Origin of the sequence: Stenotrophomonas sp. PS02301 (genome assembly GCF_029959485.1) — a bacterium.
Classification (GTDB): Bacteria; Pseudomonadota; Gammaproteobacteria; order Xanthomonadales; family Xanthomonadaceae; genus Stenotrophomonas; species Stenotrophomonas maltophilia_Z.
Window position 1 is genome coordinate 28,134 of record NZ_JASCOO010000030.1, and the last position, 14,836, is coordinate 42,969.

18 protein-coding genes are annotated in these 14,836 nt (G+C 67.1%); 13 read left to right on the forward strand and 5 right to left on the reverse strand.

From position 1 onward, the window contains the following. The first annotated feature begins 110 nt into the window (after positions 1-110). The 3 genes from QMX81_RS09825 to QMX81_RS09835 all read left to right on the forward strand — a co-directional run bounded on the left by QMX81_RS09825 (position 111) and on the right by QMX81_RS09835 (position 2,454). Positions 111-1,082, forward strand: coding sequence for an AraC family transcriptional regulator (locus QMX81_RS09825; protein ID WP_121036997.1), 972 nt, complete (start codon positions 111-113; stop codon positions 1,080-1,082). Positions 1,083-1,279: 197 nt separating this feature from the next. Beyond that, positions 1,280-1,930, forward strand: a complete 651-nt coding sequence (locus QMX81_RS09830) for a response regulator transcription factor (protein ID WP_282261017.1) — start codon at positions 1,280-1,282, stop codon at positions 1,928-1,930. Between the two features lie 116 nt (positions 1,931-2,046). Further along, positions 2,047-2,454: a response regulator transcription factor gene (locus QMX81_RS09835; protein ID WP_147433834.1), complete on the forward strand. Its 408-nt coding sequence runs from the start codon at positions 2,047-2,049 to the stop codon at positions 2,452-2,454. Between the two features lie 21 nt (positions 2,455-2,475). Here QMX81_RS09835 and QMX81_RS09840 read toward each other — a convergent pair whose 3' ends face one another. Next, entirely contained in the window at positions 2,476-3,648 is a 1,173-nt protein-coding gene (locus QMX81_RS09840; RefSeq protein ID WP_282261021.1) for a hypothetical protein, read from the reverse strand. A 188-nt stretch (positions 3,649-3,836) separates the two neighbouring features. Here QMX81_RS09840 and QMX81_RS09845 point away from each other — a divergent pair, with 188 nt between their 5' ends. The 10 genes from QMX81_RS09845 to QMX81_RS09890 all read left to right on the forward strand — a co-directional run bounded on the left by QMX81_RS09845 (position 3,837) and on the right by QMX81_RS09890 (position 12,824). Further along, positions 3,837-4,241: a hypothetical protein gene (locus QMX81_RS09845; protein WP_121036993.1), complete on the forward strand. Its 405-nt coding sequence runs from the start codon at positions 3,837-3,839 to the stop codon at positions 4,239-4,241. 23 nt (positions 4,242-4,264) lie between these two features. Then, positions 4,265-4,777 (forward strand): DUF202 domain-containing protein, encoded by a 513-nt coding sequence (locus QMX81_RS09850; protein ID WP_102789330.1) that lies wholly within the window; start codon positions 4,265-4,267, stop codon positions 4,775-4,777. Continuing rightward, complete coding sequence (locus QMX81_RS09855) at positions 4,774-5,700, forward strand: formylglycine-generating enzyme family protein (RefSeq protein ID WP_121036992.1); 927 nt, start codon at positions 4,774-4,776, stop codon at positions 5,698-5,700. The genes QMX81_RS09850 and QMX81_RS09855 overlap by 4 nt, the downstream gene beginning before the upstream one ends. A gap of 42 nt (positions 5,701-5,742) precedes the next feature. Beyond that, a complete protein-coding gene (locus tag QMX81_RS09860) occupies positions 5,743-6,126 on the forward strand; it encodes a DUF1622 domain-containing protein (RefSeq protein ID WP_121036991.1) in 384 nt (127 codons plus the stop codon). Positions 6,127-6,169: 43 nt separating this feature from the next. Next, complete coding sequence (locus tag QMX81_RS09865; protein WP_183073646.1) at positions 6,170-7,147, forward strand: transporter; 978 nt, start codon at positions 6,170-6,172, stop codon at positions 7,145-7,147. Between the two features lie 52 nt (positions 7,148-7,199). Then, complete coding sequence (locus QMX81_RS09870) at positions 7,200-8,018, forward strand: DUF2092 domain-containing protein (RefSeq protein WP_183073645.1); 819 nt, start codon at positions 7,200-7,202, stop codon at positions 8,016-8,018. Position 8,019: 1 nt separating this feature from the next. Continuing rightward, entirely contained in the window at positions 8,020-8,529 is a 510-nt protein-coding gene (locus QMX81_RS09875) for a hypothetical protein (protein ID WP_282261024.1), read from the forward strand. 156 nt (positions 8,530-8,685) lie between these two features. After that, complete coding sequence (locus QMX81_RS09880; protein WP_070470735.1) at positions 8,686-9,234, forward strand: DUF4136 domain-containing protein; 549 nt, start codon at positions 8,686-8,688, stop codon at positions 9,232-9,234. A gap of 108 nt (positions 9,235-9,342) precedes the next feature. Beyond that, complete coding sequence (locus tag QMX81_RS09885; protein WP_282261027.1) at positions 9,343-10,536, forward strand: BamA/TamA family outer membrane protein; 1,194 nt, start codon at positions 9,343-9,345, stop codon at positions 10,534-10,536. Beyond that, entirely contained in the window at positions 10,527-12,824 is a 2,298-nt protein-coding gene (locus tag QMX81_RS09890; RefSeq protein WP_282261029.1) for a patatin-like phospholipase family protein, read from the forward strand. The genes QMX81_RS09885 and QMX81_RS09890 overlap by 10 nt, the downstream gene beginning before the upstream one ends. 26 nt (positions 12,825-12,850) lie before the next feature. Here the strand turns inward: QMX81_RS09890 and QMX81_RS09895 are convergent, their stop codons facing one another. From QMX81_RS09895 to QMX81_RS09910, 4 genes are read right to left on the reverse strand one after another with little or no spacing between them, the layout of a single operon-like run. Further along, entirely contained in the window at positions 12,851-13,027 is a 177-nt protein-coding gene (locus QMX81_RS09895; RefSeq protein WP_167390385.1) for a hypothetical protein, read from the reverse strand. 22 nt (positions 13,028-13,049) lie between these two features. Next, complete coding sequence (locus QMX81_RS09900; RefSeq protein ID WP_282261033.1) at positions 13,050-13,646, reverse strand: YSC84-related protein; 597 nt, start codon at positions 13,644-13,646, stop codon at positions 13,050-13,052. A gap of 11 nt (positions 13,647-13,657) precedes the next feature. Next, positions 13,658-14,476 (reverse strand): hypothetical protein, encoded by an 819-nt coding sequence (locus tag QMX81_RS09905; protein WP_121036984.1) that lies wholly within the window; start codon positions 14,474-14,476, stop codon positions 13,658-13,660. Continuing rightward, entirely contained in the window at positions 14,473-14,640 is a 168-nt protein-coding gene (locus QMX81_RS09910) for a DUF6515 family protein (RefSeq protein WP_221180332.1), read from the reverse strand. Before QMX81_RS09910 ends, QMX81_RS09905 begins: the two co-directional genes overlap by 4 nt. Between the last annotated feature and the right edge of the window lie 196 nt (positions 14,641-14,836).

Below are 14,836 nucleotides of genomic sequence, written 5' to 3' on the forward strand. Positions count from 1 at the left end.
ACATCGCGACGTTGCTTGTTCCGCTGTCGCTTCCGCCCCACAATCGCGCCGATGTAAGCAGGTTGTCTTCCCCCGCGCTATCCGATTTCCGACTTGCCCCAGGAGCTGGCATGGACGAACCGATGGCCCCTTACAGCCGCTTCGTGGTCGATGGCTTCGACGCCGATGCGTTGCTGGGGGTGGTGCGCGACACCCGCTTCGAGCAGCGCCTGCTGGCTGCCGGGCACTTCCGCGCGTGTCTACAGCGGTTGGTCTTTCCCGAATTCAGCCTGGACAGTGGCGCGTACTCGCTGCCGATCTTCGCCAGTGGCAGCTTCGGGCAGGGCGTGATCGCCCTGGCGATGGCCGTCTCCTGCGAGCAGCCGATGTGGGCCAACGGACGCTGGGTCCCGGCCGGGCAGGTGATGGTGTTCGCCGAGGACAGCGAACTCAACGTGCGGCCGCGTCCTGGTGGCTGGCAATGGGCGGTGCTGCTGATCCCGCGTGACGTGCTGCAGCGTGAAGCCGTGGCTAGAGTGGGGCGCGAACTGCGGTTGCCGCGCAGCGGGTGGTGCAGCCGCGCTGCCGCGCCTGCCGATGCGTGGAACCTGCGCTACGGCGTTTCCAAGGCGCTGGAGGCGGCCGCCCATGGGGAGGGACTGGTCACGCCGGAACAGGTGGCAGCGCAATCGGCCCTGCTGCTCGGGGCGTTCGTGGACGCGGTCAGCGTGACTGACACCGGGCCATCGCGAGGCGCGGACCCGAGCTGGATCGAACGCCAGCGCGATGCCGTGGTACGCCGGGCAGAGGACTACCTGAAAGCGCAGCTGGATCGCCCCTTCGACAGCCGCGCGCTCTCGCTGGCGCTGGGGGTGGGCGAACGCCAGGTGGAACGCCTGTTCCGTGATGCCTACGGACACGGCCCCTGTCATTGGCATCAACTGGCCCGGTTGAATCAGGCGCGCAGCGCGTTGCTGCACGCAGACTGCCAGGACAGCGTTACCGACATCGCGCTGCGACTGGGCTTCGGGCACCTCGGGCGCTTTTCCGTGATGTATCGAAATGTCTTCGGTGAATGTCCGCGAGACACCCTGCGACGCTGAATGCAGGGCTGAACAGCGTGTCCCTGGGCGGCTGCAACGGTGTGCCTCGCATCACGATCCCATCACGCGGTGACTCGCATGTTCGGCATGCTGCCGCTGCACCGCGATGCCATGAGCGGGCGCCTTCGCGCTGGGTATCAGGCACCGTGCACCGGCAGGTCAATCAGGGGATGATTGAAGCCAATGGAGGCAGTGCAATGAGCGTTTCGTGCGCGCAGTCGGTGTCTGTGCCCTTCCGCAAGGTGGTCGTCGCTGACGACCACATGCTGGTGGCGCAGGGCATCGAAAGATTGCTGATGGACTGTTTCGAATCGATCGTGCTGGTGTCCTCCGGCGAGGAACTGCTGGACTCGCTACGCCGCGAATCGCCGGACGTGGTCGTCTCTGACATCAGCATGCCCGGTATCAGCGGCATCGACGTGATGCGTCAGGCCCGCAGCGAGGGGTGCCTGACGCCCTTCGTGTTCCTCACCATGCACGACGAATCCAGCATGGCGGCCGAGGCCATCCGGGCAGGCGCGCGGGGGTACATTCTCAAAAGTGCGGCCGGCGACGAGCTGGTCCGCGCGATCAATGGGGTGATGGACGGCCAGACGTATGTGACGCCGACACTGGCGGCCAACGCGATCGTGGCATCGGGTCGCTGCCAGTATGTGTTGACCGACAAGCAGCTGCGGATTCTGGAATACGTGGCGCGCGGCCTGCGCTCCAAGCAGGTCGCTTACGAGCTTGGGGTATCGGTGCGGACGATCGAATCGCACAAGTACGCGATCATGCAGGAACTGGGCGTGCACGGCACGCTGGAGCTGGTGCGCAAGGCCGAGTTGGAAGGTCTGATCCGCCACTAGGCCGCCCGCCTGCGGGTGGGCAAGTAGATTTACTTGCCCGCCAACGGTTGTTTTTCCCTTGTTACCGTACTGTGTCCGGCCACATCATCGTGGCAGGCATCGAGCGGGCGAGTGCGATGAATGCTGTCCGTGTGTTGCTGGCCGAGGATGGATGCGCGATGGGGCGGCAGCTGCGTAGCCTGCTGTCCCAGCAGTTCCAGGTGATTGGCCTGGTCCAGGATGGTGCCTCGCTGGTGCAGGCGGCGCAGAGCATGTTGCCGGATGTGGTGGTCACCGATATCGCGATGCCGGAAATGAACGGATTGGAAGCCGCGCGCCGGCTGCGCCTGCAGCGGCCTGTGCTGGGCGTGGTGTTCATCACGGTGCATGCCGAGCCCCAGATGGTCACGCAGGCGATGGGCCTGGGAGCGTGCAGCTATGTGCTCAAATCCGACGCAGGCGATGACCTGCTGCCGGCGGTGGCGGCCGCCCTGAAGGGCGAATCGTTCGTCTCGCGCTCGCTGCGCGGCCCGCGCAAGGGCTGATCCCGCTACTGGCGCGGGCAGTCAGACCAGGATGCCGAGCAGCTTGCGGGCCAGCTCATCCACCGACATCGCCAGCAGCACCAGCGGCAGCAGAGGCACGATGGCGTGCAGGGCGATCCACAGCAGATTCCAGCGGTTCAACGGCAGCACCGACATGCTGGCCAAGCCCTTGTAGACGCCGCTGAAATCAGCGAACGCGGATGCATCGCCATGGTCCAACAGGGAATCCGCGTCGGCCCCCTGTCGTGACCCTGATCGCCAGCGCTGGTCGAACAGCGCCGCGGCCCGATTGCCCAGCGCATCGAAGCGGTACAGCGCATGGCGCTTGGCCCGCATCATGCTTGGCATCATGACCAGCAGCGGCGCCACCAGCAGGAGCGTGGCACCGATGACATAGCCGGCCAGCAGGTGGCGCAGGTCATACAGACTCTCGCCCAGATAGTGAACATGATTGACGCACGCACCGGCGACCAGGATGCCGCCGGCCAGGGCGAGCACCGCGAAGCGTTCCTGCGCCATGCCCAGGAACGCCAGGCCGCCAGCGCCATCCGGGTGCTCTGCGTGCAGTGCCAGTCCTACACGCGGCAGTCGCCAGAGCAGGCCGGTCCACAGCACGAAGCGCCACAGCCAGAGCAAGGCCACCAGCCGGAACAGCGGCACGGCGACCCATTCGTACCAGCGTCCGGCGGCCGTCAATGCACCGTGCTCCAGCCGCCAGTCGGCGACGCCCGGCAGCAGGCTCACGCTGTCCGTGCCGAACAGCAGCGGCAGCCATGCGATCACCACACAGAGCGCTTCAGGCAACCAGCCATCGCGCCAGCGGCGCACCTTCGCCAGCAGTGCGGCCAATCTTTCCTGTCGCTGCGGTGGCACCAGGCCGGCGCGGGTCAATTGGCGGAACGCATTGCGCAGCAAGGTGTCCGAGCGCGGGGCGGCAAGCACCAGCAGAGGCATCGCCAGCAGCACGCGGGCGAGGGTTGCGTAGTCGCCCAGCAGCGGCATGCCCGGCGGGGGCGTCCACAGGGTGCCCGCGCGCGCGGTCATCACCACCAACGGCGCCAGCGAGATCACCACCAATGCCACGGCGATCCACAGCGAGAGCCGGGCGGTGCCGCGCAGCATGCCGGCGGCCAGCAGCAGCCGGTGCACCAGTCCGCCGCGCATCAGGGAGTAATGGTGCTGGTCCAGGTGCATGGGGGCAGCCCGTGGCGAAGAAAGAGAAGGCGCGGCTGCAGCGGGCAGCGGACGCGATGTCGCTGAGCATAGCGCTGCCTTTCCACGCGTTGGACGCAGTAAAAATACTGGGGAGGTTGCAGTAACAACTCGATTGTGTGGCTACCGGGCGGCGCCCAAGCTGGAGGCCTGACGCAAGGATCCCGCCCATGCTCCTGGTGATCGATATTCTGACGCGCTTCTGGACCGACATGATCGATCGCGCGGATGGCCCCATGACCTTCCGCTTCTTCCTGCAGCCGACGATGGCACTGATCGCGGCGTTGATCGATGGCATCAAGGATGCCAAGGCGGGCAAGGCGCCCTATGCCTGGTTGATGGCGCACAGCTCTGCGGGTGACCGGCTGGTCGCCTGGCGCGAAGGGGTCACCGCGACCGCCCGGATTCTTCTGCTGGGGGTCGGCATGGATGTGATTTACCAGTTCCGCATGTTCGGCGGTTTCAAGTATCCGGTGGAAGCCTTCGTCATCGCGGTCGTGCTCGGGTTCCTGCCGTATCTGATCCTGCGCGGCCCGATCACCCGCATCGCCAGCTACTTCCTGCACCGCAAATGACCCCCTCACGAGACGACCCGCCGATGAGTGCCCAAGACCCCCGCGAGCAGCTGACCGAGCGTGCGCTCACCATCGAGCAGGCCAAGACGCTGCTGGGCGGTGCCGATGCCACCTCGATGGAGCTTTCCTCGCGGCGCACCGGGATGTCATTCCAGCGCACGCGCATGAGCGCGGATCGCACGCTGATGTCGATCATCCGCACGGCGCTGTCGCTGATCGGCTTCGGTTTCACCATCTATCAGTTCTTCGGCCACATGCTGGAGGTGCCCGGCGTTGGCCTGCGCCCGCATGCGCCACGCAACTTCGGCATCGCGCTGGTCGGCCTCGGCATGGTTCTGCTGACCCTCGGCATCCTCTATCACATCCGCTACATGCAGGGCCTGCGTGCCGAGCGCGAGGAGATGATCCGCGAAGGCCTGATCCACGGGGAGAGTCACTACCCGATCTCGCTGACCCTGATCACCGCCGGCCTGCTGTGGCTGCTGGGCCTGCTGGCGATCGTCAGCATGACCTTCAACGTGGCACCGTTCGCATGAGTGTCGTGGCCGATAGCATGATCGAGCTGGCCGGCGGGGTCTTCAGCATGGGCTCCAACGATCACTATCCCGAAGAGCGCCCGGCGCACAAAGCGCGGGTAGGGCGGTTCCGGATCGATCGCTACCCGGTGACCAACCGGGAGTTCGCCCGCTTCATCCGGGCCACCGGCCACGTCACCGCAGCCGAGCAGGCAGCCGACCCGCGTGACTATCCGGGTGCGGACCCGGCGCTGCTGCAACCGGCCTCGGTGGTGTTCGTGCAGCCGCCGCACCCGGTGGACATGGGCAACACACACAACTGGTGGCACTACATTCCCGGGGCCGACTGGCGGCATCCCCGCGGTCCGCTGTCCAGCCTGCAGGGCCTGGAGGATCACCCGGTGGTCCACGTCACCTTCGCCGACGCGCTGGCCTATGCCCGGTGGATGGACAAGGACCTGCCGACCGAGGCCGAGTGGGAATTCGCGGCGCGTGGCGGCCAGCAGAGTGGTGAGTTCGCCTGGGGCGACACCTTCATCCCCGGCGGCCGCCACCAGGCCAATACCTGGCAGGGCGAATTTCCTTGGCAGAGCCTGGAGGAGGACGGCCACCGCTGGACGTCACCGGTCGGCAGCTATCCGCCCAACGGATACGGGCTGTACGACATGATCGGCAACGTCTGGGAGTGGACCAGCGATTGGTACCAGCAGCATGACCAGCTGCAGAGCAAACCGTGCTGCGCGATCGACAATCCGCGAGGGGGGCTGCGCGAACGCAGCCACGACCCGCGCGATCGCAGCGCGGTCCCACGCCGGGTAATGAAAGGCGGCTCGCACCTGTGCGCGCCGAATTACTGCAAGCGTTATCGCCCTGCGGCGCGCATGGCGCAGCCGATCGACACCTCCACCTGCCACCTCGGCTTCCGCTGCGTGGAGCGCGGATGAACCCGAACCCCCCGCACTGCGATGCCTACCGGAGCCCCGACGATGCTTCCTCTCAAGGCGTGGCTGATCGCCATCACCGAGCCGGTGGTGGTGATCATCGATGCGATGGCCCTGGTGCTGATCGCGATGGCCACCGTGGTGGTGTTCGTGAGGGCCGTGCGGCTGGCGCTGCGCGGCCATCTGACCAACGTCGAGCGCCGCGACCTGTGGTTGGGGTACGGGCGCTGGCTGGTGGCCGGGCTGACCATGCAGCTCTCGGCGGACATCATCGAATCGTCGATCTACACCAGCTGGGACGCGATCGGGCAGCTGGCCGCGATCGCGGTGATCCGCACGTTCCTGAACTACTTCCTGGAGCGCGACATCGCCGATGTCCGCGAACGTCAGCGTGCCACGCGGCCGGCGCCGGAGCCGGAGCCGCTGTGAGGTGCGTATCCATGAACCTGCACCCGTGCCGGAGGGCCACCGCATGACCATGTCCTTTCTCCGCCTGCCGCGTCGCTGGCCACTGGCCCTCGCGCTGGGCTCGCTGGCTGCACTGTCCGCCGCGCCGGCATGGGCGACCGAGGGCGCGCTGGGGCGCTCGATCACCGGCATGCAGATCACCTCGTACGCCGGTGTGATTCCACCGGAGCCGGGCATGCAGTGGTCGCTGAGCTACATCCGCTACAACGGCAAGATCAGCGGCGACCGCCCCGCGCCCATCGCCGGGCAGATCTCGCTGGGCCTGGAGGCCGACGTGAACCTGACCGCTGCCACCGGGGTGTACGTGTGGCCGACCAAGCCCGGGCGCTGGAACTTCGCTTCCATGCTGACCGTGCCGTACATCGATGCCGAGGTCACCGCCAACCTGGCAGGCCCGCTGGGCAACCGCTTCCAGACCAAGGACCATGCCTCCAACCTGTTCGACGTGTACTTCGCCCCGGTGATCGCCGGGTTCCACATCAGCGAGGTGCAGCACCTTTCCTTCGGTGTGTACGTGTATGCGCCCACCGCCAAGTACGACCCGAACCGGTTGGCCAATCCGGGCATGAACATCTGGACGTTCTCGCCCAGCGTGGGCTACACGCACCTGTTCCAGAAGGGCACGCTGGAATTCAGCGTGCTGGGCGCCACCGACTGGTACACCCGCAACGACGATACCGACTACAAGAACGGCGTGGTCGCACGGGCCGATGCGCTGCTGGTCAAGCGCACCGCCAGTGGCTGGGGGTTCGGGGCCGCCGGTGGCTGGATCCAGCAGCTGCAGGACGACAAGGGCGACACCGCCGACCGCCTGGGGGGCTTCAAAGGCCGCTCGTTCGGTATCGGCCCGGTGCTGACCTACGGCAAGAAATGGTCCGGCGGCGAGCATGTGGATGTGTCGTTCCGCTATGTCGGCGAATTCAGCGTCAAGAACCGCTTCGAAGGCGACCCGTGGAGTCTGTCGATCAGCGGCGGCTTCTGATCCCGGCCGCCTGCCGGCGGCCACCTGTTTACCGTGCCATGGAGTAACGGTCATGTCCTCTGCCATTCCCCCGGTTGCGTGGTCGGCCTGCCTGATGCTGGCCGCGCTGGTGCCCGTCGCGCACGGCGCTACCCGTGTTGCCACTGCCGCACCGCCCCCGGCTGCACCGGCCGACGCCCCCGAGCGCGATCCCGAGGCGTTGGCCGCCCTGGACCGCATGGGCGCTGCGCTGCGTGCGCTCAAGCAGTTCTCGCTGAGCTCCGACGCCAGCACCGAGATCGTGCTGGAAGACGGCCAGAAGGTGGAACTGGATGGCGTGGTGACCTACAAGGTGCGCGCCCCGAACCAGCTGTTCCTGGAGCTGCGCAGCGATCGTCAGTTGCGCCAGCTGTTCTACGACGGCAAGGCGCTGTCGCTGTATTCGCCGCGCCTGAAGTACTACGCCCAGGTGGACGGACTGAACAGCACGCTGGGCGAACTGGTGGAGGATGCCGCCGCCCGCTATGGCATCGACATGCCGCTGGCCGACATGTTCCTGTGGGGCACCGACAAGGCGCCCAAAACCGCCATCCGTGGCGCGCTGCACATCGGCGGTGGCACGGTGGACGGCGAGCCGATCGAGCAGTACGCGTTCAAGCAGGACGGCGTGGACTGGCAGCTGTGGGTCAGCAAGGCCACCGCATTGCCGAAGAAGCTGGTGATCACCTCACTGGATGATCCGGCGCTGCCGCAGTACCGCGCCCACCTGCGCTGGGACACCCGCAGCGCCGTGCCCGCGACCGCCTTCCAGTTCACGCCGCCGGCCGATGCCGCCCGCATCAAGCTGGTGCCGGTCGCGGTGGTCGTCACCGATGCTGGGCAGGAGAACTGACATGCGTACCGTGATCAACCGCTTCTTCGTGGCCTCCTCCCTGGCGGCGGGCATGCTGCTGGCGCTGCTGCTGGCCGTGTCCGCACCGGCCAGCGCGCAGCGCAGCGGGTTCCATGGCGGCGGCGCGCGCGCCAGTGCCCATACCAGCATCAACCGCCCGGTACAGCGCCCGCAGGGCGGCAACGTGAACCGCGGGGCCAACATCAACCGCAACATCGACAGCAACCGCACCGTCAATCGCAACGTGAACCGCAACGTCAATGTGGATGTGAACTACCACGACGACCACTGGAACCACTGGGACGATCATCCCTTCGCCACCGCTGCAGCGGTGACGGCGGGCGTGGCCGTGACCTCGGCGGTGATCGGTTCGATCGTCAATTCGGTCCCGCCCAGCTGCGTGACCACGGTGATCAACGGCATGGCCTACCAGCAGTGCGGCAACGTCTGGTATGAGCCGCGCTATGCCGGGACCACCGTGCAATACGTGGTGATCAATCCGCCGCGTTGACTCGGTAGTTTTTCCCGCCTCTCTACCGTAGTTATGCGCATTACGCGTGGCCGGCAGTGCACTACCGTGGGGCTGTAACCACCGGCCACCACGGCCCGCCCCAGGACGGCTGCGACCGCAGCGCGTCTTTCCATCCCGCCTTTGGAGACTCGCGTCATGAAAGCCTTTGCCATCGCCGTCCTGGCGACCTCCCTGGTTGCCTGTGCATCCACACCGACCGTCAAGACCGACTTCGATCCGTCAGCCAGTTTCGCCTCCTACAAGACCTACACCTGGGCGATGAAACCCCAGGCAAGCTCGCCGCTGGTGCAGCAACGCATCATCGACGGCATCAACGCACGTTTGCAGGCCAAGGGCCTGCGCGAAGCGCCCAACGGCGACATCGCCCTGGCAGCGCATATCGCCACCGGCCAGAAGCAGACCCTGGATACGTTCTACTCCGGGACGGGCATGGGCGGCTGGGGCTGGCGGGGCGGTGGCTGGGGTGGCGGGATGGCCATGGGCAATGCCACCACCACGGTGCACACCTATGACGTCGGCACGCTGGTCGTGGATATGTTCGACGCCAAGACCAAACAGGCGGTCTGGCGCGGCACCGCCAGTGGCACCGTGCCGACCTCGCCGGACAAGGTCAACGCGGCGGTGGAAGCCGGCCTGGACAAGCTGTTTGCGGCGTTCCCGCCGGGCACGACCGCCGCACGCTGATCGCTGCGGCACGGCCTGAGATGCGTTCAACCGCGTGGGCCCGCGCCGGGCTGTTCCCTCCCACCGGCCCGGGCCCGCGCACTTGGCTTCCCATCCCCGAGGTGCACCGTGTCGATCGGCCATGCCGTACGCCTGCTCTCGCTGTTGGGCGTGCTCACGCCCTGCGCCGCGATCGCCCAGCAGCCCGCCGCGCCATCGCCTGCGCCGGCGCCCGCGGCCGCTCCGGCGCCGCGGGCGTCCCTGTTCCGTGACGCGCAAGACGGCCGGTTCGACATGTCGCGCTGGTTGCTGGAGCACCGCGGTTTTCTGCCGGTGCCGATCATCGTGACCGACCCCGCCGTGGGCAATGGCGGCGGCGTGGCGCTGGCGTTCTTCCATCGGCCACCGGCGTCGGCAGCGGCAGGTGAGGGCGGCACCCCGAAGATGGTCACGCCGGACATCTATGGCGGTGGCGCGATGCGCACCTCCAATGGCAGCGAAGCGTATGGCGTGGGCGCCTCGCTGCACTTCGACGATGACCGTTGGCGCTACCGCGGCGGCGTCGCCAAAGCGTCGTTCAATCTGGGCTTCTATACGCCCGGCACGGTGCTGCCCGCGCAGAAGATCGACTACAACATGGACGGCCTGATGTCGTTCCAGCAGGGCTTCCGGCGCCTGGGTGACCGCGATCTCTATGTCGGCCTGGCCTGGATCTACATGGATCTGGATATCGGCTTCGATGTCGCCTCCGACCGCGATCGTTTCCAGCCACACGAACTGTCCAGGCGCAGCTCCGGGCTGGGCCTGTCGCTGGAGTACGATTCGCGCGACAACCCGTTCACGCCTTCCAGCGGCTGGCTTGGCATGATCGAAGGCAACGCGTATCTGCCGGGAATCGGCAGCGATGCCAGTTTCCAGAGCTATCGCGGGCACGCCTACGGTTACTGGCCGATGGGCAAGCATTTCGTGCTCGGCGGGCGCGCGGATGCCCGCTGGGCCAACGGTGAGATTCCGTTCTATCGACTGCCCTACATCGACCTGCGCGGCATCGGCTCGGCACGTTACCAGGACACGCGGGCTGCGGTGCTGGAGAGCGAGCTGCGCTGGAACATGACCCAGCGCTGGGCGCTGATCGGCTTCGTCGGTGCGGGGCGCACCTGGGGCCGGCACAACAGTTTCAGCGACGGCGCCAGCCAGGTGTCAAAAGGCGCGGGCGTGCGCTATCTGATCGCCCGCCAGCTGGGCATGCATGTCGGCGTGGACTATGCGTGGGGGCCGGAGGACGACACGTTCTACATCCAGGTCGGCAGCGCGTGGCGCTGAAACGCCCCGGGCACCGTGTATCGCGCGCCTCGGCGCTCGCCGTGGCGTGGCTGTGCGCCAGTGGCGCCCTGTCGCCGCTGCAGGCCGCCGAACCGGTGGTTGCTGTCGCTCCGGCAGGCCAGCCAGACCACTGCGGCGTGCGCGGCCCGGGCGACACCCGGCCACGGGTCGGGCTGGCGCTGGGCGGCGGCGGCGCACGCGGTATCGCACACGTGCGCATCCTCAAGCAGCTGGAGGCGCTGCACGTGCCGGTGGACTGCATCGCCGGTACCAGCGCCGGGGCGCTGGTTGGCGCCCTGTATGCCTCCGGCTCCACGCCCGAACAGATCGAGCAGCTGGTGCTGAGCACCGAATGGCTGAGCCTGTTCACCGACACCCTGCCACGCCGTGAGCGCTCCCTGCGACGCAAGGCCGACGACTACGCCCAGCTGGCACCGATCGGCATCGGGCTCGGCGGCGAGGGCAAGGCGGTGGCACTGGCTGGTGGCGTCTCCGAGGGCGAAAAGCTGATCGCCCTCTTCGAGCGCGCCACCGGCGGCGGCCGGGTCAATGGCCGCTTCGATGACCTGCCGATCCCGTTCCGGGCGGTCGCCACCGATATCAATACCGGCATGCCGGTGGTGCTGGCCGAGGGCAGCCTGCCGATGGCGATGCGCGCGAGCATGTCCTTGCCCGGCATCTTCCGGCCGGTGGTGATCGACGGGCACGTGCTGCTTGATGGCGGCCTGTCCAACCAGGTGCCGATTGATGTGGTACGCGCGATGGGGGCCGACCGGGTCATAGCGGTGGACGTCGGCACGCCCTTGAGCGCGCTGGATCGCGACGCCAGCCTGGTGGATGTGATCAGCCAGCTGAGCGGATTCCTGACCACCCGCAGCGCGCAGGCACAACTGGACAGTCTGGGCGCGCAGGATCTGCTGATCTCGCCCGATCTGACCGGCAAGGTGGCCACCGGCGATTTCGACAAGGCGCCCGAGGCGTTGCGGATCGGCCAGCTCGCCGCCGACCAGGCCGCGCCGGCGCTGCAGGCGTTCGCGCAGGCGCCACAGGAGTACACCCGACTGGCCGCCGAGCGTGCCGGCCGGACGCATCCGGTGGCACCGGCCATCATCGATTTCGTCGAGGTCGACAACCACACCGGCTATGCCGATGCGCTGCTGCTGTCCTATCTCCCGGTCCACGTCGGCGCGCCGCTGGATATCGAGGCGATGCAGGCCGGTGTACTGCGCGCCTACGGCATGGGAACGCTGGCCAGCATCAACTATGAGGTCAAGCAGCATGACGGACGCACCGGCGTGGTGGTGTCCGCGTATGCCAAGCCCAACGGACCGGTGTACCTGGAAGCCGGGCTCAGCCTGAGCAATGATCTGGAAGGCAATCACGAAAGCAACCTGCGCGCCGGCCTGCTGTTTTCGCCGCTGTCGCCCTACGGTGCCGAAGCGCGTATCGCCCTGCAGATCGGCAGCGAGCCGGGGCTGACCGGCCAGTACTATCATCCGTTCGATCTGCACGATCGTTACGCCTTCCAGGCGGGCGGCGGGTTCCAGACCCGCAGCTTCAATCTCTACGACGATGACGGCGACAAGATCGCGCGCTATCGCGTGCGTCGTACCGGTGCGACGCTGGCCGTGTTCCGCAATGTGTCCAATGTGCTGGCGCTGTCGGTCGGCGTGCAGCGCTATACCGGCAATGCGGAGGTGGAAGTGGGCGACCCCACCATTCCACGGGTGAACTTCGACGAGGGCGCGTGGATCGCGCAGGCGACCCTGGACGATATCGACAGCGTGTACTTCCCGCGCGATGGTTATCTCGTTACGGCGGGGACGTATCAGTCCAGCCCGAGTCTCGGCGCAGATGCCCGCTTCGGCCAGATCGATCTGGATGCCGTGGCCGCCAGATCGTTTGGCAAGCATGCGCTGCAGCTTGGGCTGCGCTATCACGTGACCGCGTCGGGCACGGCGCCGGTGCAGAACCTCTACCGCCTCGGCGGGCGCTGGCGGCTGGCCGGGTTCCAGCACAACCAGTTGACTGGCCAGGACTATGCGCTCGGGTTCGCCGGCTATACCTATGAGTTGGGCAAGCTGCTGGGCCGCTCGGCGCAGGTCGGGGGCACGGTGGAGTACGGCAATGCCTGGCAGCGACGCAGCGACATGTCACTGAGCGACGGCATCTGGAACGGCAGCGTGTTCCTCGGCTTTGATTCGTGGGTCGGCCCGTTGATCTTCGGCATGGGATTCCGCGAAGGCGGCGAGAACGTGCTCTTCATCGAGCTCGGGCAATCGCTGTGATGCCGGCCAGCGGCCGGCACTACCAGTTACCACACCTGCGAGAGAATCACCCCGAGCGCGCCGCACCAGCAGACGATCACGAACCAGGCCAGCACCGCATTGGCACTGATGCCGCGGTGGCGGACGAACAGGCTCAGCACCAGCGCCGCCACCAGGGGCAGGACGAACAGGCTGACGATCCAGACCAGCGGATGGCCATGCATGGGAACTCCTTGGCCTGCCGGCTCAGTTCAACGTCTTGTCGGGATAGTAGCGGGTGCCTTTGACGGTCAGCTCCGCCGCCAGACCGCTTTCGGTCATCTGGTACACCCAGACGTTCTCGGAAATCTGCACCGCGCCGGTGAGCCCACCGCCGGCCTTGTCCACCTTCGCTGCCAACGTTGCCTGGCCGCCGATCTCGATGCCGCGTGTGATGAAATCCTGATACGCCTCGGGCGTCTTGAATACCCAGACCAGATCGAAGGTCTTGGCGCCAAAGCCCAGTCCGGCCTGGATCTCCATCATGCGCATGAAGGTTTCCTGCCCGCTGCGGTTGTCGATGGCCACGCCATGCCCACCGCCGCCGCCGGCAATCAACACCTTGACCCCGAAGCTGCGGAAGACCGCGTACCCCGCCGATTGCTCCACGGCCTGGCGCGCACCGGGCTGTGCGGCATACAGCCGCGAGAGCACTGCGGCGGTGGCGGTACGCGCCTGGTTCTGTGCCTCGCTCTTTTCGGTGGAGGGCGGTGCGTCGCTGCGAGTGGGCGTGGAGGTGCTGCAGCCGAGGGGGGCCACGCCCAGCAGGATCAGGGCGGTGCCGGCAAGGAGAGAACGGTTCATGGGAAGCTGCCTCATTCGGGAAAGACCAGGGTCACGATCAACCGGCCGGTCCAGCGACTGGCGTACTGCGGCCGGTCCACGTTGTAGAAGCCGCCGACACCGATGCTGACCGGGGTATGGCCGAGCCTGAGCACTTTGGAGACAGTGGCGCCCAGGGGCACCGTCCAGGCATCGCCGCTGGCCGCCTTCCAGTTGTAGTTGGTTTCCGAGGTGACGCTGAGTGACCAGCCATCGGGCAGATTGCGGGTCACGAACGGCTGCACGCTGGTGCTGCTGACGTCCTCGCGGGCGCCGTCGCCACCGACCGACCAGACATGATTGGCCAGTGCGCCGACGGTCCACGCCTTGGTCTTGTGGACCAGGATGAAGGCCGGGCCGAGCGAGTATTTTCCCGTGCCGAGGCTGTCGTGCGAGGCGGTATCCAGCAGCGCGGCGAAGCCGTAGCCGAATTCGGTGCCGTGCGCTTCAGCTGCAGTCTTGGGGATGTAGTACCCCTGCACGAACAGGTCCCCGGTGCCGTGCTTGTCCTGCGGAAACTGGTTCCAGCTGAGCGGCAGGATCGGGCGCAGGATGAACTTGCCGTTCTCGCCGACGAACGGAATCACCGGCTGGATCTTCAACTGCTGGTTGTGCGCATCGCCGCCGGGCCCGACCGAGCCCTGGTAGTTGTACTGGAACGGCACGGAGATCAGCGCCGCACCGGGATCGGCGAGCTTGCGTGCGATGTCGTCGGAGGACGCCGACCCGGCCGGCGCCTGCTGCGCGGCGAGGGGCGCGGCACCCAGCAGGGCGAGCAGCGCCAGCCAGGCCGGATGCCGCCGGCACCTCATCGCGGCGCATCCACGACGATGTACTGCACCGTGGTGCCCGCATAGCGCGGCTGATACCAGGCGTTGTCGCACTGCTGGTAGCCGATGCCGTTGACGACGACCGTGCTGCAGTCCACCGGCAGCGAGTAGACGATCGATCCGATCACGGCCGACGTAACGGCCACGCCTGCGGTGAACGCGGCGGCATCCCAGAAGGGATGGTCCCAGTACGGCGGCGGGGGCGGCGGAGGGGGTGGCCCGGGCGGATGCGGCCCGGGGCCAGGGCCAGGGCCAGGTCCAGGCGGATGAGGTCCCGGGCCGGGTCCCGGCCCCGGAGCAGGGTCGGTCGCGTATACACATATGACGCTGCCGACGATGCTA